Annotated in this window: 21 protein-coding genes and 1 riboswitch; of the genes, 13 read left to right on the forward strand and 8 right to left on the reverse strand. The window is 66.8% G+C overall.

What is annotated here, in order from left to right; all coding sequences use genetic code 11:
• From WMO45_RS09520 to hemL, 12 genes are all read left to right on the forward strand, one after another.
• A complete protein-coding gene (locus WMO45_RS09520; protein ID WP_349140458.1) occupies positions 1 to 648 on the forward strand; it encodes a precorrin-8X methylmutase in 648 nt (215 codons plus the stop codon).
• Positions 649 to 661: 13 nt separating this feature from the next.
• The gene (locus tag WMO45_RS09525) at positions 662 to 1,444 is read left to right on the forward strand and encodes a sirohydrochlorin cobaltochelatase (protein WP_349140460.1); all 783 of its coding nucleotides are present in this window, start codon (positions 662 to 664) and stop codon (positions 1,442 to 1,444) included.
• Positions 1,437 to 1,629: riboswitch (cobalamin riboswitch) on the forward strand. (Overlaps the previous gene by 8 nt.)
• 30 nt (positions 1,630 to 1,659) lie before the next feature.
• Entirely contained in the window at positions 1,660 to 2,379 is a 720-nt protein-coding gene (locus WMO45_RS09530) for an energy-coupling factor ABC transporter permease (protein ID WP_435387685.1), read from the forward strand.
• Between the two features lie 13 nt (positions 2,380 to 2,392).
• A complete protein-coding gene (locus WMO45_RS09535; RefSeq protein WP_349140462.1) occupies positions 2,393 to 2,683 on the forward strand; it encodes an energy-coupling factor ABC transporter substrate-binding protein in 291 nt (96 codons plus the stop codon).
• Positions 2,684 to 2,685: 2 nt separating this feature from the next.
• A complete protein-coding gene (gene cbiQ, locus WMO45_RS09540; RefSeq protein WP_349140463.1) occupies positions 2,686 to 3,465 on the forward strand; it encodes a cobalt ECF transporter T component CbiQ in 780 nt (259 codons plus the stop codon).
• Positions 3,462 to 4,316, forward strand: a complete 855-nt coding sequence (locus tag WMO45_RS09545) for an ATP-binding cassette domain-containing protein (RefSeq protein ID WP_349140464.1) — start codon at positions 3,462 to 3,464, stop codon at positions 4,314 to 4,316. Before cbiQ ends, WMO45_RS09545 begins: the two co-directional genes overlap by 4 nt.
• Positions 4,313 to 5,008, forward strand: coding sequence for a precorrin-2 C(20)-methyltransferase (gene cobI / locus WMO45_RS09550; protein WP_349140466.1), 696 nt, complete (start codon positions 4,313 to 4,315; stop codon positions 5,006 to 5,008). The genes WMO45_RS09545 and cobI overlap by 4 nt, the downstream gene beginning before the upstream one ends.
• Positions 5,005 to 6,651: an NAD(P)-dependent oxidoreductase gene (locus tag WMO45_RS09555; RefSeq protein WP_349140468.1), complete on the forward strand. Its 1,647-nt coding sequence runs from the start codon at positions 5,005 to 5,007 to the stop codon at positions 6,649 to 6,651. Before cobI ends, WMO45_RS09555 begins: the two co-directional genes overlap by 4 nt.
• The gene (gene hemC, locus WMO45_RS09560; protein WP_349140470.1) at positions 6,648 to 7,538 is read left to right on the forward strand and encodes a hydroxymethylbilane synthase; all 891 of its coding nucleotides are present in this window, start codon (positions 6,648 to 6,650) and stop codon (positions 7,536 to 7,538) included. Before WMO45_RS09555 ends, hemC begins: the two co-directional genes overlap by 4 nt.
• Positions 7,523 to 9,007, forward strand: a complete 1,485-nt coding sequence (gene cobA, locus WMO45_RS09565) for a uroporphyrinogen-III C-methyltransferase (RefSeq protein WP_349140471.1) — start codon at positions 7,523 to 7,525, stop codon at positions 9,005 to 9,007. Before hemC ends, cobA begins: the two co-directional genes overlap by 16 nt.
• A gap of 1 nt (position 9,008) precedes the next feature.
• On the forward strand, positions 9,009 to 9,992 hold the full coding sequence (hemB, locus tag WMO45_RS09570) for a porphobilinogen synthase (RefSeq protein ID WP_349140472.1): 984 nt from the start codon (positions 9,009 to 9,011) through the stop codon (positions 9,990 to 9,992).
• Entirely contained in the window at positions 9,992 to 11,272 is a 1,281-nt protein-coding gene (gene hemL, locus WMO45_RS09575; RefSeq protein ID WP_349140473.1) for a glutamate-1-semialdehyde 2,1-aminomutase, read from the forward strand. The genes hemB and hemL overlap by 1 nt, the downstream gene beginning before the upstream one ends.
• A 49-nt stretch (positions 11,273 to 11,321) precedes the next feature.
• Here the strand turns inward: hemL and rpiB are convergent, their stop codons facing one another.
• The 7 genes from rpiB to hrcA all read right to left on the reverse strand — a co-directional run bounded on the left by rpiB (position 11,322) and on the right by hrcA (position 19,404).
• The gene (gene rpiB, locus WMO45_RS09580; protein ID WP_349140474.1) at positions 11,322 to 11,747 is read right to left on the reverse strand and encodes a ribose 5-phosphate isomerase B; all 426 of its coding nucleotides are present in this window, start codon (positions 11,745 to 11,747) and stop codon (positions 11,322 to 11,324) included.
• Between the two features lie 13 nt (positions 11,748 to 11,760).
• Positions 11,761 to 12,555, reverse strand: a complete 795-nt coding sequence (locus WMO45_RS09585; protein ID WP_349140475.1) for a PHP domain-containing protein — start codon at positions 12,553 to 12,555, stop codon at positions 11,761 to 11,763.
• Positions 12,556 to 12,567: 12 nt separating this feature from the next.
• On the reverse strand, positions 12,568 to 14,493 hold the full coding sequence (locus WMO45_RS09590) for a phospholipid carrier-dependent glycosyltransferase (protein WP_349140476.1): 1,926 nt from the start codon (positions 14,491 to 14,493) through the stop codon (positions 12,568 to 12,570).
• 60 nt (positions 14,494 to 14,553) lie between these two features.
• Complete coding sequence (gene dnaJ / locus WMO45_RS09595) at positions 14,554 to 15,717, reverse strand: molecular chaperone DnaJ (protein ID WP_349140477.1); 1,164 nt, start codon at positions 15,715 to 15,717, stop codon at positions 14,554 to 14,556.
• Between the two features lie 91 nt (positions 15,718 to 15,808).
• The gene (dnaK, locus tag WMO45_RS09600; protein WP_349140478.1) at positions 15,809 to 17,656 is read right to left on the reverse strand and encodes a molecular chaperone DnaK; all 1,848 of its coding nucleotides are present in this window, start codon (positions 17,654 to 17,656) and stop codon (positions 15,809 to 15,811) included.
• Positions 17,657 to 17,786: 130 nt separating this feature from the next.
• Entirely contained in the window at positions 17,787 to 18,335 is a 549-nt protein-coding gene (gene grpE / locus WMO45_RS09605; RefSeq protein WP_349140479.1) for a nucleotide exchange factor GrpE, read from the reverse strand.
• Positions 18,336 to 18,351: 16 nt separating this feature from the next.
• Positions 18,352 to 19,404: a heat-inducible transcriptional repressor HrcA gene (gene hrcA, locus WMO45_RS09610; protein WP_349140481.1), complete on the reverse strand. Its 1,053-nt coding sequence runs from the start codon at positions 19,402 to 19,404 to the stop codon at positions 18,352 to 18,354.
• A gap of 209 nt (positions 19,405 to 19,613) precedes the next feature.
• On the opposite strand from hrcA, the gene WMO45_RS09615 reads away from it, so the two are divergent.
• Positions 19,614 to 20,081, forward strand: a complete 468-nt coding sequence (locus WMO45_RS09615; RefSeq protein WP_349140482.1) for a GNAT family N-acetyltransferase — start codon at positions 19,614 to 19,616, stop codon at positions 20,079 to 20,081.
• 55 nt (positions 20,082 to 20,136) lie between these two features.
• On the opposite strand, the gene WMO45_RS09620 is transcribed toward WMO45_RS09615, so the two are convergent.
• Complete coding sequence (locus WMO45_RS09620; RefSeq protein WP_349140483.1) at positions 20,137 to 20,556, reverse strand: HIT family protein; 420 nt, start codon at positions 20,554 to 20,556, stop codon at positions 20,137 to 20,139.
• Positions 20,557 to 20,628 lie beyond the last annotated feature (72 nt).

The following is a 20,628-nucleotide window of genomic DNA, read 5'->3' on the forward strand; positions in this document are numbered from 1 at the left end:
ATGAAAAAGATCCAGTTACAGCGGGTGGCTCCCGCAGAGATCGAAGAGCGGAGCATGGAGATCATCACACAGGAGCTGGGGGAGCGGACCTTTCCCGCCGACCAGCTGCCGGTGATCAAGCGGGCCATCCACACCAGCGCCGACTTTGACTATGCCGACAACCTGGTGTTTTCCACCGGCGCGGTGGAAAAAGGCATCGCCGCCATCCGGGGCGGCTGCACCATCGTCACCGACACCCAGATGGCCTTCTCCGGCGTCAACAAGCGGGTGCTGGAGAAGTTCGGCGGGAAAGCGGTGTGCTTCATGTCCGACCCGGACGTGGCCGCCGAGGCCAAGGCCCGGGGGGAGACCCGCGCCACCGTGTCCATGGAGCGGGCGGCGGCGCTGCCCGGCCCCCTCATCCTGGCCATTGGCAACGCCCCTACCGCCCTGGTGCGGGCCTGCGAGCTGATCGAGGCGGGAAAGATGGCCCCTGCCCTGGTGATCGGGGTGCCGGTGGGCTTTGTCAACGTGGTGGAGAGCAAGGAGCTGCTGCTCACCATGGACACCCCCCACATCGTGGCCCGGGGCCGCAAGGGGGGCAGCAACATCGCCGCCGCCATCTGCAACGCCCTCATTTATCAGGCCAGCAACAACGCCCGGGAGTAAAGGAGACAGCAAGATGAGACAAAGCGCCATTCTGGCGGTGTCCTTCGGCACCAGCCACAGGGATGCTCTGGAAGAGAACATCACCCCCATCGAGGCCGATCTGGCCGCCGCTTTCCCGGAGCGCACCCTGCGCCGGGCCTTCACCAGCGGCATGATCCTGCGCAAGCTGGAGCGGGAGGGCACCCACATCGATGACGTGCCCGCCGCCCTGACGGCGCTGGCGGCGGAGGGCTGCACCGACGTGGTGATCCAGCCCACCCACATCCTCAACGGGGACGAGTACGACAAACTGGCCGCCCAGGCTGCCCCCTTCGCCGGGCGCTTTGCGCGGCTGCGCCTGGGCAGGCCGCTGCTCACCAGCGCGGAGGACTACCACGCCGCCGCTGAAGCCCTGCTGGAGGAACTTCCGCCGGAGCGGGCGGACACCGCCCTGGTCTACATGGGCCACGGCACCGGCCACTTCTCCAACGCCGCCTATGCCCAGCTGGAGTATGTGTTCCACGATCTGGGCCGGCGGGACGTGATCATCGGCACGGTGGAGGGCTACCCCGGCCTGGAGGAGACCCTGCGCCGGGTCCGGGAGCGGGGAGCGGACCGGGTGGAGCTGCGCCCGCTGATGATCGTGGCGGGCGACCACGCCAAAAACGACCTGGCCGGACCGGAGCCGGACTCCTGGAAGTCCCGACTGGAGGCGGAGGGATACGCGGTGCGATGCGTGCTGCGGGGCATGGGGGCCAACCCCGGCATCCGTGCCCGGTTCGTCGCCCACGCCCGGGCAGCCCAGGTCGGAGTATGATCCCAGGCCAGGGGCCTGTTTATATAGTAAGGGGCCGGGAAAAGGGAAGTCGGGTGCAAGTCCCGCGCAGTCCCGCTGCCGTAAGAGAAGAGCCGCCGCGCACCATGTCACTGGGCTTGCCCGGGAAGACGCACGGCGGCAGAGAGGCTCAAGCCGGAAGACCTTGCCCGGTCCGCCGCCATCGACCTACGAGTGATAGGAAAGGATGAAGTAACATGATACGACAGACCAAAACCAGAGCCGTACAGACCATGGCCGTGCTTGTGGGCCTGCTGGGTGTGCTGGGGATGAACGCCTCGGCCATGCACATCGCCGAGGGCATGCTCCCTGTGGGCTGGGCCATCGGCTGGGGCGCGGTGTGCGTGCCCTTTGTGGTGGCCGGCTTCTTCGCCATCAAAAAGAAGGTGGAGCAGGCCCCCAGAGCCAAGATCCTGCTGGCCATGTGCGGGGCCTTTGCCTTCGTACTCTCGGCGCTGAAGATCCCCTCGGTGTCCGGCTCCTGCTCCCACCCCACCGGGGTGGGCCTGGGGGCCATCCTGTTCGGGCCTTTGGTGATGACCGTGCTGGGGCTCATCGTGCTGCTGTTCCAGGCCCTACTGCTGGCCCACGGCGGCCTCACCACCCTGGGGGCCAACACCTTCTCCATGGCCATTGCCGGGCCCATCGTGTCCTGGCTGGTCTACCGGCTGCTGCGCCGGGCCAAGGCCCCTGCGGCCGTGGCCGTCTTTGCCGCCGCCGCTCTGGGCGATCTGTTTACCTATGTGGTCACCTCCGTCCAGCTGGGCGTGATCAACGGCGGTATGGTGAAATTCCTCACCATCTTCGCTGTCACCCAGATCCCCCTGGCCATCGCCGAGGGGCTGCTCACCGTGGTGATCTTCAACGTGCTGGAGAAGTACAGCAAGACCGAGCTGCAAGAGCTGGCCGTGCTGTGAGGAGGGAAAGACGATGAAAGTTTGGCAGAAGAACCTGATTTTGATCCTGCTGGTGGTGGTCATCGCCGCCGCGCCCCTGTGGCTGCTGCCCAACGCCGAGTTCGGCGGCGCCGACGGCGAGGCGGAGGAGGCCATCCTGGAGCTCAACCCCGACTATGAGCCCTGGTTCCAGCCCATCCTGGAGCCCGCCAGCGGCGAGGTGGAGTCCCTGCTCTTTGCCCTCCAGGCCGCCATCGGCGCGGGGGTGGTGGGCTTCGTGCTGGGGCGCATCACCAAGTCCGACAAGCCCCGGACCGAGGGCTGAGCATGGGGACCGACCGCTACGCCTATCAGTCCCGCCTGCGGCGGGTATCCCCCCTGCCCAAGCTGCTGCTGACGGCGGTGACCCTGGCGGTGTGCCTGTGCTGCAACAGCGTGGCGGTGGGTCTGGCCACCCTGGCGGTGATGGGGGTGCTCATCACCGCCCTGGGGGGGCTGCCGGCGGGGGTGTTCCTCCGGTTCGTGCGCATCCCGCTGGTCTTTCTGGCGGTGGGGTGCGTCACCATTCTGGTGCACCTCTACCCGGCGGGCACCCCGGTGCTGGCCGCGCTGCCGGTGGGGGGGCGGCTGCTGGGCTTCACCGCCGCCGACCTGACGCTGAGCGCCCGGCTGTTCTGCAAGGCCCTGGGGGCGGTGGGGTGCATGTACTTTCTCTCCCTCAACACCCCCGTCACCGACCTGACCATGGCCCTGGAGCGGCTGCACGTGCCCCGGCTGATGGTAGAGCTGATGGAGCTTATTTACCGCTTTATTTTTGTGCTGGGCGAGACGGCCGCCCACATCCGCCTGGCCCAGGAGTCCCGGCTGGGCTACCGGGGGCTGCGGCGCAGCCTGTCCTCCCTGGGGACCCTGGCCAGCATGGTGTTTCTGCGGGCCTGGCGCAAGGCCGACCGGGTCTACGCCGCGCTGGAATCCCGAGGCTATGCCGGCAGCCTGGTCACCCTGGGGGGCGCATACCGGCCGGGGTGGGGCCTGTGCCCCCTGACGGCCGCCCTGGCGGCGGGGCAGCTGGCCCTGTTCGCCGTGGAGAGGAGGCTTTTTCCATGAATGCCATACAGGCCAGTGAGCTCTGTTATACCTATGAGGACGGCACCGTGGCCCTGGACCACATCAGCTTTGCCGCCCAGCGGGGGAAGATCACCGGTATCCTGGGGGCCAACGGGGCGGGGAAATCCACCCTGTTCCTCAGCCTCAACGGGGTGCTCACCCCCAAGAGCGGCCAGGTGCTGCTGGCTGGTCAGCCGGTGCGTTACGACAAAAAGGGCCTGCTGGAGCTGCGCTGCCGGGTGGGCATCGTGTTCCAGGACCCGGACGACCAGCTCTTTTCCGCCGACGTGTACCGGGACGTGTCCTTCGGCGCGGTGAACCTGGGGCTGCCCCCCGAGGAGGTGCGCCGCCGGGTGGAGGCCGCCCTGGAGCGCACGGGGGTGTCCGACCTGCGGGACAAACCCACCCACGCCCTGTCCTACGGCCAGAAAAAGCGGGTGGCCATCGCCGGGGTGCTGGTGATGGAGCCGGAGGTGCTCATCCTGGATGAGCCCACCGCCGGGCTGGACCCCCAGGGGGTGAGCGACGTGATGAAGCTGCTGCTGGACCTGCGGGACAGCCTGGGCATGACCATCCTCATCGCCACCCACGACATGGACATCGTCCCCCTCTACTGCGACTACGCCTACCTGCTGGGGGGCGGCAAGGTGCTGCTGGAGGGGACCCCCGAGGAACTGTTCGCCCAGCCGGAGCGGCTGCGGGAAAACCACCTGCGCCTGCCCCGGATCGCCCACCTGATGGGCATTTTGAGAGACATCGACGGACTGGACGCCGACCGCTCCGCCGCTACCATCGGCGCCGCGCGCAGAGAGATCCTGCGCCTGCTGAGACAACAGGAGGAAACAGTATGAAGCAAGCAACGCTGTACGGCGTGGGGGTGGGTCCGGGAGACCCGGAGCTCATCACCCGCAAGGCGGAGCGGGTCATCCGCGCCGCGGCGGTGCTGGCGGTGCCGGACAAGGGCCGGGGCCGGCAGACCGCCCTGGACATCATCGGAACCCTGGCCGAGGGGAAGATCCGCCTGGACTGCTCCACCCCCATGGTGCGGGATCAGGCCGTGCTGGACGCGGCCTATGACGCCGCAGCCGACGCCATCTGCGCCCAGCTGGACCAGGGGCGGGACGTGGCCTTTATCACCCTGGGGGACCCCACGGTGTACTCCACCTACCTCTACGTTCACCGGCGGGTGACCGCCCGGGGCTACCGGGCGGAGATCATCCCGGGGGTGCCCTCCTTCTGTGCCGCCGCCGCCCGGCTGGGCCAGCCCCTGTGTGAGAAGTCCCAGCGGCTGCTCATCGTGCCCGCCTCCCATGGGGACATGGAGGACTGCCTGGGAGTGGACGCCAACCTGGTGTTTATGAAGGCGGGGCGCGAGATCGGCGCGCTGAAGGACACCCTGGCCGCCCACGGCCTGCTGGAGCGGGCCAGCCTGGTGGCCAACTGCGGCATGGAGGGGGAGCTGGTGTGCCCCCGCTTTGCCGAGCTGGAGGAAGGCAGCGGCTACTTCTCTGTGGTGCTGGTGAAAAAGGGGGAAGAGGCGTGAATATCGTCATGTCCGGCCTGGACTGGCACAGGGCCCCCATCGACCTGCGGGAGGCCCTCTCCTTCACCCGGGGGCAGGTATTGGAGCTGGACCGGAAGCTCCGCAGCGCGGCGGGGGTGGAGGGGTGCGTGCTGCTGTCCACCTGCAACCGCACCGAGCTCTACCTCTCCTGCGCCGGTCAGGCCCGGCCCGACGCCGGGGCGCTGCTGTGCGCCGCGGCGGGGGTGCCCTACGCCCCCTTTGCCGACGCATTTGAATCCTGCCGGGACGAGGACGCCGCCCGGCGGCTGATGGAGGTGGCCGGCGGGCTCCGCTCCCAGATCTGGGGGGAGGACCAGATCGTCACCCAGGTCAAGGCGGCCGTCCAGGCCGCCCGGGAGGCCGGGTCGGCCGACGCGGTGCTGGAGACCCTCTTCCGGGCCGCCGCCGCCGCGGGCAAGGAGATCAAGACCCGGGTGCGCCTGACCGGCGTGCCCCGCTCCGCCGCCCAGAGCGCGGTGGAACGGCTGGCCCGGGACGCCGGCGGGCTGGCCGGGAAGCGGGCGCTGGTCATCGGCAACGGGGAGATGGGCCGGCTGGCCGCCGGACTGCTCCGCGCCGCCGGGTGCTCCGTCACCGTCACCCTGCGCAGCTACCACCACGGCCAGACCGTGGTGCCCGCCGGGTGCTCCGTCACCCCCTATGAGGAGCGCTACCGCGCCATGGAGGGGATGGACCTGCTCCTCTCGGCCACCACCAGCCCCCACTACACCGTCTCCGCCCAGGCCCTGGCGGAGCTGGAGCGGCCTCCCCGGCTGCTGGCCGACCTGGCCATCCCCCGGGATATCGAGCCGGCGGTGGGGGGCCTGAGCGGCTTCACCCTCTACAACGTGGACGACCTGGGGGTGGACACCGGCCGGAGCATCCCGCCAGAGGCGGAAGAAATTGTGGAAAACCACCTGGAGCGCATCGCCCAGTGGGAGAACTACCGGGCCTGTCTGCCCGGACTGGAGCGGGTGAAGCAGGCGGTGGTGGCCCGGGTGCTCTCCACCGATCCGGAGGGGGCCGAGGAGCAGGAGCTGGTGGCCCGGGCGGTGAGCCGGGCGGTGGACCTGCTCTCCGGCGGGCTCAAGGAGCGCATCACCCCCGAGGAGCTGGAGCGGTGCGCGGCCAAGATCGAGGTCCACACCGCCGCCCGTCCCCGCCGGAGCACCGGCGGCACGGGGGAGCTGCGTTTTCCACTTTTTATCGACCTTGTGGGGAAAAAAGCCGTCGTGGTAGGCGGGGGCCGGGTGGCCTGCCGCCGGGCGGAGGTGCTGGCGCGCTTCGGCGCCCGGGTGGTCCTCGTCGCCCCCCGCTGTGACGCGCCCCCCCAGGGGGTGGAGTGGCTCCGGCGGAGCTACGCCTCCGGCGACCTGGCCGGGGCGGAGGTGGCCGTGGCCGCCACCGACGACCGCTCGGTCAACCGCGCGGCGGGGGAGGAGGCCCGGGCTCTGGGCATCCCCGTCAGCGTGGCCGACGCGCCGGAGGAGTGCACCTTCTTTTTCCCCGCGGTCTGCACCGGGGACAACCTGGTGGCCGGGGTGACCGGCCGGGGTGACGACCACGCCCGCACCGCCCGGGCCGCCCGGGCCATCCGGGGCGTATTGGAGGGATTGGAATGAAAACCATACGCATCGGCAGCCGGGAGAGCAGGCTGGCGGTCATCCAGTCGGAGCTGGTAATGGACGCCATCCGGGCCCATCACCCGGACGTGGCCCTGGAGCTGGTGACCATGAAGACCACCGGGGACAAAATCCTGGACCGCACCCTGGACCAGATCGGCGGCAAGGGCCTGTTCGTCAAGGAGCTGGACGCCGCCCTGCTGGAGGGCCGGGCGGACCTGAGCGTACATAGCTGCAAGGACCTGCCCATGGACATCGACCCCCGCATCCCCCTGGCGGGCTTTACCCGGCGGGAGGACCCCCGGGACGTGCTGGTGCTGCCCGAGGGAGTCGCCGAATTGGACAACAGCAAGCCCATCGGCTGTGCCTCCGCCCGGCGGGCGGTGCAGCTGAGAGCCCTGTTTCCCGGCATGGAGATCGCCCCGGTGCGGGGCAACGTGCTCACCCGCCTGCGCAAGCTGGACGAGGGGCAGTTCTCCGCCCTGGTGCTGGCCGCCGCGGGCCTCAAGCGGCTGGGTCTGGAGGGGCGGATCAGCCGGTATTTCACGGTGGAGGAGATGCTCCCCGCCGCCGGGCAGGGCATCCTGGCCCTCCAGAGCCGGGCGGGGGAGGACCTGAGCTGGCTCAGCGGGGTGCTGGATGAGGAGGGCACATGGTGCGCCGTTGCCGAGCGGGCCTTTGTCCGGGCGCTGGATGGGGGCTGTTCCTCCCCCATTGCCGCCCACGCCGTCCTCTCCGGCGGTGAGATCTGCATTACTGGTCTGTATGTAGACGAAGAAGGGACGGCCATCCGCCGTACCGTCACCGGCCCCCGGGAGCAGGGGGAGAACTTGGCCGAGCGCTTGGCCGGCGAGATAAAGGAGGCTTGTCCATGCCTGGAAAAGTGACCTTGGTGGGGGCGGGACCGGGGGACCCCGGCCTGCTGACCCGAAAGGGGCTGGAGGCCCTTCAGGGGGCGGAGGTGGTGGTGTACGACCGGCTGGTGAGTCCCGCCATTCTGGCCCTTATGCCGGAACATGCCGAGCACATCAACGTGGGCAAGCAGGCCGCCCGCCACCCGGTGCCCCAGGAGCAGATCAACCAGATCTTGCTGGACAAGGCGCTGGAGGGGAAGAACGTGGTGCGCCTCAAAGGGGGCGACCCCTTCCTGTTCGGCCGGGGCGGGGAGGAGCTGGAGCTGCTGGCCCAGCACGGCGTGGCCTTTGAGGAGGTGCCCGGCATCACCTCGGCCATCGCCGCCCCCGCCTACGGGGGCATCCCGGTGACCCACCGGGACTGCTGTTCCTCCCTGCACATCGTCACCGGCCATCAGCGGGCCGGGAAGGAGCTGGACATCGACTTCGACGCCCTGGTGCGTACCCGCGGCACGCTGGTGTTTCTGATGGGGGTGTCCGCCCTGCCCCAGATCTGCGCCGGGCTGCTGGCGGCGGGCATGGACCCGGCCACCCCGGCCGCTGTGGTGGAGCGGGGCACCACGCCCGCCCAGCGGCGCATCTCTGCCGCCCTGGCGGCCCTGCCCGAGACAGCGGCGCAGGCCGGGGTGGAGAGCCCCGCCGTCATTGTGGTGGGGGGCGTGTGCGCCCTGGCCGAGCAGTTCGACTGGTTTGACCGGCTGCCCCTGAAGGGGCAGAGCGTGGTGGTCACCCGGCCGAAAGAGCGGGCAGGCACCCTGTCCGACCGGCTGCGCTCGCTGGGAGCCCAGGTGTGGGAGTACCCCTGCATCGCCACCGTCCCTCTGGACCCCTGCCCGGCTCTGGACGGGGCCATGGAGCGGCTGGGGGAGTATACATGGCTGGTCCTCACCAGCCCCGCCGGGGTGGACGCCCTGTGGCGCTGGCTGGCGGACCACGGGAAGGACGCCCGGTATCTGGGGACGGTAAAGCTGGCCGCCATCGGCCCCGGCACCGATCGGGAGCTGCAAAAACACGGCCTGAAGGCCGACTATGTGCCCCAGGTGTATGACGCGGCCCACCTGGGGGCGGGACTGCCCGCCGGCGGGCCGGTGCTCATCCTCCGGGCCCAGGAGGGCTCCCCCGCCTTGACAGCGGCGCTGGCGGAGCGTAACATTGGGTATGACGACGTGGCCACCTACCGCACGGTGTACGACAACCCCCGCTCCGGGGAACTGCGGGCGCTGGTGGAGGGGGAGGGCGTCACGCTGGTCACCTTTACCTCGGCCTCCACGGTGAAGGGCTTTGTCTCCTCTGTGGGGGAGGACGCCGACTTCTCCCGGATGACGGGCCTGTGCATCGGAGAGCAGACCGCCGCCGAAGCCCGGAAGCACGGCATCCCGGTCAAAATTGCCAAAGCGGCCACCATGGACGCGCTGATAGATCGAATCATAGAAGGTGTTTAGTATGGAACTGATCCAACGGCCCCGCCGGCTGCGGGGGAGCGACGCGGTGCGCCGCCTGTGCCGGGAGACCCGCCTGTCCCCCGACAGCCTCATTTACCCCATCTTTGTGGACGAGACTCTCCAGGGCGTGCGGCCCATCCAGTCCCTGCCGGGACAGAACCACTACGGCCTGGACAGCGTGAACCAGGCGGTGGAGGAGTGCCTGGCGGCCGGGGTGAACCACTGCATCCTCTTCGGCCTGCCCGGGGAGAAGGACGCGGTGGGCTCCTCCGCCTGGGCCAAGCACGGCGTGGTGCAGCAGGCCATCCGGGCCATCAAGCAGAAGCATCCCGACTTCTACGTCATCACCGACGTGTGCATGTGCGAGTACACCGACCACGGCCACTGCGGCATCCTGTGCGGCGACACGGTGGACAATGACCAGACCCTGGAGGTGCTGGCCAAGACCGCCCTGAGCCACGTGGAGGCCGGGGCGGACATGGTGGCCCCCTCCGACATGATGGACGGTCGGGTGGCCGCCATCCGGACCATCCTGGACGACCACGGCTATGAGAGCGCGCCCATCATGGCCTACTCGGCCAAGTATGCCTCCGCCTTCTACGGCCCCTTCCGCTCTGCCGCGGGCTCCGCCCCCTCCTTTGGGGACCGGAAGGGCTACCAGATGGACCCCCACAACCGCAAGGAGGCCCTGAAGGAGTGCGCCCTGGACATCGAGGAAGGGGCCGACATCCTCATGGTCAAGCCCGCCCTCAGCTATCTGGACATCATCCGGGAGTGCGCCGACGCCTATGACCTGCCCCTGTGCGCCTACTCGGTGTCCGGGGAGTACGCCATGACCAAGGCCGCCGCCGCCGCGGGGCTCATCGACGAGTACCGCATCATGTGCGAGTCCGCCCTGTCCGTGTTCCGGGCGGGGGCCAACATGCTCATCACCTACTACGCCAAGGAGCTGGCCGCGGCCATCCGGAAGGGGGACATCGGCTGATGGGACGCTCGGAGCAACTGTTTGAGCAGGCCGTCAAGGTGCTCCCCGGGGGGGTCAATTCCCCCGTGCGGGCCTACCGGGCGGTGGGCATGGCCCCCCGGTTCATCACCCGGGCCGAGGGCCCCTTCCTCTGGGACGAGGACGGGGAGAAGTACATCGACTACGTCTGCTCCTGGGGCCCCATGATCCTGGGCCACAACCACCCGGTGGTCCGGGAGGCGGTGGAGAAGGCCGTGAAGGACGGTCTGTCCTTCGGCGCCCCCACCCGGCGGGAGGTGGAGATCGCCCAGCTGATGGTGGAGCTGGTACCCAATATCGAGATGGTGCGGATGGTGAACTCCGGCACTGAGGCGGTGATGAGCGCCGTCCGGCTGGCCCGGGGAGCCACCGGCCGGGACAAGATCATCAAGTTCGAGGGCTGCTACCACGGCCACTCCGACTGCCTGCTGGTGAACGCCGGCTCCTCCGCCCTGGCGGGGGGACATCCCTCCTCCGCTGGTGTGCCCGAGGACATCGTCAAGCACACCCTCACCGCCCAGTTCAACGACCTGTCCTCCGTGGAGGCCCTGCTGGACGCCTGGCCCGGCCAGGTGGCCTGCGTCATCGTGGAGCCGGTGGCCGCCAACATGGGCGTGGTGGGCCCCGCCCCCGGATTTTTGGAGGGGCTGCGGAAGCTGTGCGACAAGAGCGGCGCGCTGCTGATCTTTGACGAGGTCATTACCGGCTTCCGCCTGGCCCTGGGCGGCGCCCAGGCATACTTCGGCGTGAAGGCCGACCTGGTCACCTTCGGCAAGATCATCGGCGGCGGCATGCCGGTGGGCGCCTACTGCGGCAGCCGGGCCCTGATGGAGCAGGTGGCCCCCTGCGGGCCGGTGTATCAGGCGGGCACCCTCAGCGGCAACCCGGTGGCCATGGCCGCCGGACTGGCCCAGCTCACCTATCTGAAGGACCACCCGGAGCTCTACGACGACATCGCCGCCAAGGCCGCCTGGCTGGCCGGCCGCCTGCGGAAGGCGGCGGAGGCGGCCGGAGTGCCGGTGGCGGTGAACCAGATCGGCTCGCTGCTCTCCCCCTTCTTCACCCCCACCGAGGTGACCGCCTTCGTGGACGCCAAGGGCAGCGACGTGGGCCGGTACGCCAAATACTTCCAGGGCATGCTCCGCCACGGGGTGGCCCTGGCCCCCGCCCAGTTCGAGGCCATGTTTGTCTCCGCCGCCCACACCCAGGCGGAGCTGGAGGCCACCGCACGGGCGGCCGACGCGGTGTTCGCCGCGCTGTGAGCGATAAAAAAAGCGTGGACCATATGGTCCACGCTTTTTTTGTCGGTGCTCAGCCCTCCAGCTTGTCCACCCGGCGCTGGTGCCGGCCGCCCTCGAAGGGGGTGTTGAGGAAGGCGTCCAGGATCTTGTCGGCCATGTTGTTGCCGATGAGCCCGCCGCCCATAGCCAGCATGTTGGCGTCGTTGTGCCGCCGGGTCATCTCGGCGGACAGCGGCTCGCTGCACAGAGCGCAGCGGATGCCCTTGACCTTGTTGGCGGCGATGGAGATGCCGATGCCGGTGGTGCAGATGACAATGCCGCGGTCACATTCTCCGTCGGCCACCGCCTGCGCCGCGGCCCGGCCGAAGTCGGGGTAGTCGCAGCTCTCGCTGGAGTAGCAGCCGTAGTCCTTGTAGGACAGGCCGTGGGCCTCCAGATACTGCATGACGTGCTGCTTGAGGGCTAGCCCTCCGTGGTCGGAACCCAGTGCGATCATAATATTATCCTCCTTAGAGTGTATGGAATACCGGTTGATGCCGCTGGTAGACGGCAAAGCGGCGGAAGGAGCACTGCTCCAGCAGCGCCAGAGCCTCCGGGATGCCCCGGCCCACGTCGCCGGGGGTGTGGGCGTCCGAGCCCAGGGTGACGATCTCCCCTCCGCAGGCGCGGTAGAGGGCCAGGATGGGCCGCCACGGCTCCAGCGTCTGGCCCCGGCAGGTGTTGAGCTCAATGCCCCGGCCCCGCTCCACCGCCGCGCGCAGGATGGCGCAGATGACGTCGGTGTACCGCTCCAGCGTCACGGCGGGGTTCATATAGCGCAGGGGGTAGATGATGTGGGCCAGCACGTCGTAGTAGTCCGTCCGGGCCAGCGCCAGCAGGGAGGCAAAGTAGTCGTCCAGCACGCCGTAGCAGACCGCCGGATCGGTGAGGTCCTCATAGTAGAAATCCCCGCCGCCCCGCTCCGGGGAGAGGTTGTGGACCGAGCCCAGGATGAAATCCACCCCGTCCCGGCCGCAGATGGCCTGGGCTGCCGCCGGGTCCAGGTGGGGCATGCCCAGCTCCAGCCCCAGGCGGAGGGTCAGCGCTCCGTCGGGCAGCGCGCCCGCCGTCTGCTCAAACTGCTCTACGGCCCGGTCCCAGTCGTAGGTGCGCACCGGTGCGCCCCCCTCGTCCAGAAAGTCGCAGTGGTCGGTGACGCACAGCTCCCGCACGCCCGCCGCCCGGGCCGCCGCCGCCATCTGGGACAGGGGGGCCTGGCCGTCGAAGGACAGGACGCTGTGGGTGTGAAAGTCGGTCAGATACATACCGCCACCTCCTCAGAACGGCCAGGACGGGAACCAGCGCAGGATATAGGTCCCGTACCACGAGGGGATCTGGATGCCCACCAGCACCGGGTAGAACAGGGCGTACAGCCCCACTGCCCCGCCGGTGACGGCGTACATGGCGGGCTTCCAGCTCACCAGGTCCTCCTGCTGGGAGAGGGTGTAGAACACATAGCCCAGGGCCAGCACCAGGAAAAGGACCGAGGGGAAGTAGTGGTAGGCAAAGGTGGTGCGCCCGATGAAGAACCAGGGCACCAGCTGGGCCAGATAGCCGATGAAGAGGAACAGGGCGATGCCGCAGCGCCGGCGCACGGCCTGCACGGCGGTGGAGAGGATGGCCAGCAGGCCGCCCCAGCACACCACCGGGTTGACGAAGGCGGCAAAGCGGGTGGTGTAGCCGCTCACCGAGTTGTCCATATAGTAGAGGATGGGCCGGATGTCCAGCAGCCACTGGTACCAGCGGGAGGAATAGGGGTGGCTGTCATTGACGCCGCTGTGGTAGGAGAGCATATACTTCTGGTTCTCCCACATCTCATGGATCAGGTTCTGAAGGGACAGATCCCCCGAAGCCGCGGCATAGGGCAGGTAGGACAGGGTGTAGATCACCGCCGGGATCAGAGCGAACACCAGCACCGAGAAGGCCAGGATCTTTACCGTCCACCCCAGCCGCTCCCGGCGGGTCTCCTCAGGCCAGTCCCGCAGCTTCTGGTACAGGCCGATGAAGTAGAGCACCACCAGGCCGGTACAGCCGTAGATCACCGTCCACTTGCTGGCCGCGCCGATGCCCCAGAACAGCCCCGAGAGGAACAGGGGCAGGGCGCAGCGCTTAAAGGAGGCGCCGGCGGGGAGCACCAGGTAGCGGTACATGAAGTAGTACATGAGCAGGATGAAGAAAAAGGCGTAGGTATCAATGGTGGCCAGGCGGGTCTGGGTCAGGTGCATGAAGTCGGCGGCCAGCAGGATGGTGCCGCAGGTGGCGATGCTGGTCCGGCCGAACAGGTTCTTGAGGAACACGTACAGCAGCGGCAGCATGCCCACGCCGAACAGGGTGCCCATAAACCGCCAGCCGAAGGGGGTCATGCCGAACAGGCGGATGCCCATGCCCAGGATGAGCTTGCCCAGGGGCGGGTGGGAGATCTCATAGGGATAGACCCCCTGGATGTGCTCATAGGCGGTGCGGGGGTGGTAGATCTCATCAAAGTAGGCACTGTTGTAGTAGGAGATGGACTCCGGCACGGTGTCCTGCTCGTCAAAGAGGGGATTGTCCGGCGCGCCGGGGTCGATCCGGTTACCCGCCTCGTCAAAGAGGGCCAGCTCCCCCAGTTCCAGCAGGCCTTTGTTGGACTGCCCCGTGATGCGCAGGTAGCGGATATACTGGGGGTTGTCCAGCTCGATCTCGTTCCACTTGAACAGCTGGTTGTAGTTCTGGGTCAGGGCGTAGCTGTCCTCAAAGCCCTCTCCGTCGGCCCAGTAGTAGATGCTCTCGTCCTCGTCCTCCGGGTCAGTCTTGGACCAGAGGGAGAGCCAGGTGGTGCCGTCAGTGGAGATCTCTACCTGATATTTGCCGGTGCCAAGCTGGGGGTAGTACCAGAGCTTGGAGACCAGCACCGACTCGGGCAGCACAAAGGTCTCGGTCTTGCCGTCGCCGAAGTCCCAGGCGTTCTGGGGGGCCTGGAAGGAACCCAGATGGGCGAAGGCCGTAACGGCGTATACCGCGGTGATGAGCAGCACGGGCAGCGCGTCCCGGCGAACCATGGGATGGCACGTCCCGGCAAAGCGGAAGCGGGGCCGCGCCGGTTCGGGGACCAGCTGCTGGGCCAGGGGGGTGCGCTGGGTCTGCCAGTACCAGAGAAAGAAATAGACCAGCAAGGCCACCGTGACCAGGGGGAAGAGATAGACGATATAACGGGCGGGGTTCACCCAAAACCACCTCCGGTTCCAAAAATAAGAGGACGGGCGTATTACGCTCGTCCTCTTATTTTATTTCTTCTTCTTCTTTTTGTCAAAGAAAGATTTTACGCTGTCCACCGGACCGGGTGGAATCTCGCCCATGGCTTCGCCATAGGCACGCAGCGCCTCCTTCTGCTCGTGGCTCAGATTGGTGGGGACCTGCACGTTCACGGTGACGTACTGGTCGCCCCGGCCCCGGCCGTTGACGCTGGGGATGCCTTTGCCCCGCAAGCGGAAGGTGGTTCCGGGCTGGGTACCGGCGGGCAGGTTCCACTTGACCTTGCCGTCGATGGTGGGGATCTCCAGCTCCGCGCCCAGGGTGGCCTGCAGGAAGGTGACCGGGTGCTCCAGGTAGACCGACGTGCCGTCCCGCTTGAAGAAGGCGTGGGGCCGCACGGTGACGCTGATGAGCAGATCGCCCGCCGGGCCGCCGTTCTTGCCCGCGCCGCCCTGGCCCCGCAGGGACACGGCCTGGCCGTTGTCGATGCCGGCGGGGATGTTGACGGTGATCTTGCGCTGCTTGCGCACGCTGCCCGTGCCGCCGCAGCTCTTGCAGGGCTGGTGGATGATCTTGCCGCGGCCGCCGCACTTGGGGCAGGTGGTGGTGGTGGCGAAGGTAAAGGCCCCGCCGCCCCGCTGGATGCGGACCTGTCCGCTGCCGTGACAGTCGGGGCAGATCTCCGCCGTGGTGCCCGGCTCGCAGCCGGTGCCGTGGCAGGCGTCGCAGGTTTCGGTGCGGTTGAGCACGATCTCCTTTTCGCAGCCGAAGGCGGCCTCCTCAAAGGTAATGGTGACGGAGGCCCGCAGCGTATCCCCCTTCATGGGGCCGGTGCGCTGGCGGGTGGAGCCGCCCCCGAACCCGCCGCCGAAGAAGGAGCCAAAAATATCGCCCAGGTCGATGTCACCCATGTCGAACCCGCCGAATCCGGCTCCGCCGCCAAACCCGCCGGCGCCGAAGTTGGGATCAACCCCCGCGTGGCCGAACTGATCGTACCGGGCCCGCTTTTCCTTGTCGGAGAGGACCTCGTAGGCCTCGTTGGCCTCCTTGAATTTGGCCTCGGCTTCCTTGTCGCCCGGGTTCAGGTCGGGGTGATACTGCTTGGCCTTCTTGCGGTAGGCCTTCTTGATCTCCTCGTCGCTGGCGCCCTTGGACACGCCCAGGACCTCATAATAATCTCGTTTTTGTTCCGGCATTGGTGTTCACCTCTTTACGCAGGAAACGGCGGGGGACTAGCCCCCGCCCCGGTGTTTCCTGCGGTCGTTGTGCGCATGGTGCTGTATTCGATTACTTCTTGTCGTCGTCCACGACCTCATAGTCGGCGTCCACCACGTTGGGATCGGTGTTGGTGGAGCCGGCCTGAGCGCCGCCCATGTCGGGGCCGGCCTGACCGCCCTGGGGGTTGGCCTGCTGGTACATCTTCTCGGCGATGGGGTAGAACGCCTTGCTGGCCTCCTCGGTGGCCGCCTTGATGGCCGCCACGTCGGTGCCCTTCAGGGCCTCCTTCAGCTTGTTCAGCGCGGCCTCTACCGTGGCCTTGTCGCCGGCGTCGATCTTGTCCTTGGCGTCCTCCAGAGCCTTCTCGGTCTGATAGACCACCTGGTCGGCCTGGTTGCGGACGTCCACCTCTTCCTTGCGCTTGGCGTCCTCGGCGGCAAACTGCTCGGCCTCCTTGACGGCCTTGTCGATGTCCTCCTTGGACATGTTGGTGGAGGAGGTGATGGTGATGTGCTGCTCCTTGCCGGTGCCCAGATCCTTGGCGGAGACGTTCACGATGCCGTTGGCATCGATGTCGAAGGTGACCTCGATCTGAGGCACGCCGCGGCGGGCGGGGGCGATGCCGTCCAGGTTGAAGCGGCCCAGGGTCTTGTTGTACTGGGCCATCTCACGCTCGCCCTGGAGCACGTGGACCTCAACGGAGGTCTGGTTGTCGGCGGCGGTGGTGAAGACCTGGCTCTTCTTGGCGGGGATGGTGGTGTTGCGCTCGATGAGCTTGGTCATCACGCCGCCCATGGTCTCGATGCCCAGGGACAGGGGGGTGACGTCCAGCAGCAGCAGGCCCTTGACGTCGCCGGTGAACACGCCGCCCTGGAGGGCCGCGCCGATGGCCACGCACTCATCGGGGTTGATGCCCTTGAAGCCTTCCTTGCCGGTGAGCTTCTTGACCATGTCCTGCACGGCGGGGATACGGCTGGAGCCGCCCACCAGCAGCACCTTGGAGATGTCGCTGGCAGAGAGGCCGGCGTCGCTCATGGCCTGCTTGACGGGGCCGCTGGTGGCCTCCACCAGGTGCATGGTCAGCTGGTCGAACTTGGCCCGGGTAAGGGTCAGATCCAGGTGCTTGGGGCCGGTGGCATCGGCGGTGATATAGGGCAGGTTGATGTTGGTGGAGGTGACGCCGGAGAGCTCGATCTTGGCCTTCTCGGCGGCCTCCTTCAGGCGCTGCATGGCCACCTTGTCGCCGGTCAGGTCGATGCCGGTGTCCTTCTTGAACTCAGCGGCCATCCAGTCCATGACGGCCTTATCAAAGTCGTCGCCGCCCAGGCGGTTGTTGCCGGCGGTGGCCAGTACCTCGATGACGCCGTCGTCGATGTCCAGGATGGACACGTCGAAGGTGCCGCCGCCCAGGTCGTACACCATGACCTTCTGGGCCTGCTCCTTATCCACACCGTAGGCCACAGCGGCGGCGGTGGGCTCGTTGATGATACGCTTGACGTCCAGGCCCGCGATGCGGCCGGCGTCCTTGGTGGCCTGACGCTGCGCGTCGGTGAAGTACGCGGGGACGGTGATGACCGCCTCGGAGACACTCTGGCCCAGATAGGCCTCGGCGTCGGCCTTCAGCTTCTGCAGGATCATGGCGCTGATCTCCTGGGGGGTATAGGCCTTGCCGTCGATGTTCACTTTATAGTTGCTGCCCATCTCACGCTTGATGGAGGCGATGGTGCGGTCGGGGTTGGTGATGGCCTGGCGCTTTGCCACCTGGCCCACCATGCGCTCGCCGTCCTTGGAGAATGCCACCACAGACGGGGTGGTGCGGTTGCCTTCCGCGTTGGGGATGACAACGGCCTCGCCGCCCTCCATAACGGCGACGCAGGAGTTGGTCGTACCGAGGTCGATACCAATAATCTTAGACATAGTTCAGTTCCTCCCAAAATATTCGAAATTGTTTTTTAACAGAGTAAGGGGTGGGCGCTATGCGCCCGGATGTCACGCTTCCCACGCCGTGCGGCCGGGTTGCCTTCCCTGCTCGGCGGCTCAGCGCTTCTTAGTTGGCCACTTTTACCATGGCAAAGCGGATGACTTTCTCGCCGCAGCGGAAGCCGGCCTGGAACACATCCACGATGGTGTTCTCGCCGGCGCCCTCCTCCTCCACGTGCATCACGGCGTTGTGGAGGTTGGGGTCGAAGGTCTCGCCCAGGGCGGGGATCTCTTCGATGCCCAGCTTGGAGAGGACCTCCCGCAGCTGGGTCATGGTCATCTCCACGCCCTTTTTGTAGGCCTCGTCAGCGGTGGCCTGCTTGAGGGCCCGCTCCAGATTATCGTATACCGGCAGGAAAGCGGCGGCGGTCTCCGCCCGGGAATCGGCCCAGGCCGACTCCTTCTCCCGCTGACTGCGCCGGCGGTAGTTGTCGTATTCGGCGGCCAGACGCAGGAACTTATCCTCCTGGTCGGCCAGGTTCTGCTTCAGGGTCTCCAGCTCCTCCAGCAGAGGATCGGGCGTATCTTCCGGCGCAGGCTCGGCCTGGGCGGCGGTCTCCGCCACCGGCTCTTCCGGGGTGACCGCATCGATTTTTTTCTCGTTCTGTTCGCTCATGGGATGCACTCATCTCCTATTTCTCGTCGTCCCTGCCCGTGGGCAGTTCGCCCTGTCCGAACAGCCGGGAGAGACCCTCGGCCAGATAGGACAGCCGGGCGGTGATCTTGGCGTAATCCATGCGGGTGGGACCCACCACGCCGATCACGCCCTGCATGCCGTCGCCGATGTCGTAGCGGGCGACCACCACGCTGGTGTCTTTCAGTGCGTCGGCCACGTTTTCCGGGCCGATCAGGATCTTCATGGAATCGTCCTTGGGGACGGGGAACCGGGCCGGGTCGGCGTCCTCGGACAGATAGCTCATCAGGGTCTGGGCCCGGTCCAGACTGCGGTATTCCGGCAGCTCCAGCAGATGGGTCAGCCCCGAGGTGTGGACCCTGCGCTGCTCCAGACTCTCCAGCACCTCCATGGCAAAGGAGACCACCAGGCTGATCAGCCCATAGGCGTCTCCCGCCGCATGCTGGGCCACCCGCATCAGCTCGGGGGTGATCTCCTCCAGCGGCAGGCCCGTAAAGGTGGTGTTGAGCAGGGTGTTGAGCATCTGCAGCTGGGCCTCCGTCAGATCGGAGGGCAGGCGGATCAGCCGGTTGCGCACCACATTGGTGTCGGTCATCACCACGATGATAAAGGCATTGTGCTCCACCATCAAAAGATCAAACCGGCGGATGGTCGCCCGGCGCATGCCGGAGGAGAGGGCAAAGGCGGGGTAGTTGGTCAGTTGAGATACCACCCGGCCCGCCTCATCCAGGATCCGGTCCAGCTCCCGCATTTTCATGTGCAGGGCCTGGTTGATGCGCTCGGTTTCCTGCAGAGAGAGCTTGTGTTCCTCCATCAGCTCGTTGACGTAGAGCCGGTAGCCCTTGGGGGAGGGGATGCGCCCGGCGGAGGTGTGGGGCTTTTCCAGCAGGCCCATGCTCTCCAGGTCCGCCATCTCGTTGCGGATGGTGGCGGAGGAGACCTCCATGCCGATGGAAGCGGCAATGGTCTTGGACCCCACAGGTTCGGCCGATTGAATGTAGCTTTCGATGATGGCGCGGAGGATCCGCTTTTTTCGTTCGGTCAAATCCATTCCGGCCACCCTTTCTTTTGGATTAGCACTCATATCACCTGAGTGCTAAAGATAATGTAGCACCGTCCCTGAAAAATGTCAAGGGTTCCGGTTGTAAATTAAATGTGAACGCGTAAAAAGTGGCAGTTGGATCCGGAGAGTGCAAGGCGGGCGGCGTTGACGCGGAGGGGATTCAATGGTATGATACCCTTAAAAAGGAGGGGACGCCCGTGGAAGAGCAGAGGCCGGTGGAGATCATCGACTACGAGGACCGCTACAAGCAGGAGCTGGAGGACATCTCTCTGCCCTGGCTGCTGGAACATGATCTTCTGGAGCCGGTGGACCTGGAGATGCTGGCCGATCCCCACCGCTTCATCGCCGGGGGCGGGCGGGTGCTGCTGGCCCGCTGCGGCGACCAGATCGCGGGCATGGTGATGCTGGAAATCCAGGGAGAGGGGCAGTGCGAGCTGCTGAAATTCGGCGTGAAGGAGGCCTTCCGCCGCCGCGGTGTGGGCAGCGCCCTGATGAAGGCCGCCCTGGAGGCCGCCCGGCAGGCCGGGCAGCAGCGGGTGGTGCTCACCTCCAGCCACAAGCTGAAGGACGCCCTGCGGCTGTATGAGCGGTTTGGATTTGAATACGTAACGTATTCTGACAAGTGGTTTCAACTCTCTGACATCCGTATGGAGCGGGATCTATGACAAAAAGCGCGGGACGCAGGCCGATGTTCGACCTGCGTCCCGCGTTTTCCTCTGTTTACAGGCACGCCTTGATCTTCTCGATCATCTCCGCGTACTCCTGCTCGGACAGGTAGACCTTGTCCGGATTCATCTGGAACACGCCGCCCCACTCGTCCTGGCCCTTGTACTTGGGCACCAGGTGCATGTGCAGGTGACAGCCGGTGTCACCGTAGGCGCCGTAGTTGACCTTGTCGGGGTGGAACGCCGCGTGCAGCGCACGGGCGGCCCGGGCCACGTCGGCAAAGAAGCGGTTGCGCTCCTCATCGCTGATGTCCACGATCTCACTGACGTGATCCTTATAGGCCACGATGCAGCGGCCGGGCTTGCTCTGCTCCTTGAACAGGATCAGCTGGCTGACATCCAGCTGGCAGATGGGGATGCCGAATTTGCCCAGCAGCTCCCCGCCCATGCAGTATCCGCACTGATTGTCTTTCATAGTTCTGCCTCCCATATGTCATTGAGACTTCCGGGCGCCGGAAGGACGCCTTTTTTGTATTATAATCGTTTT

This window comes from Flavonifractor hominis (assembly GCF_040095835.1).
Classification (GTDB): Bacteria; Bacillota; Clostridia; order Oscillospirales; family Oscillospiraceae; genus Flavonifractor; species Flavonifractor hominis.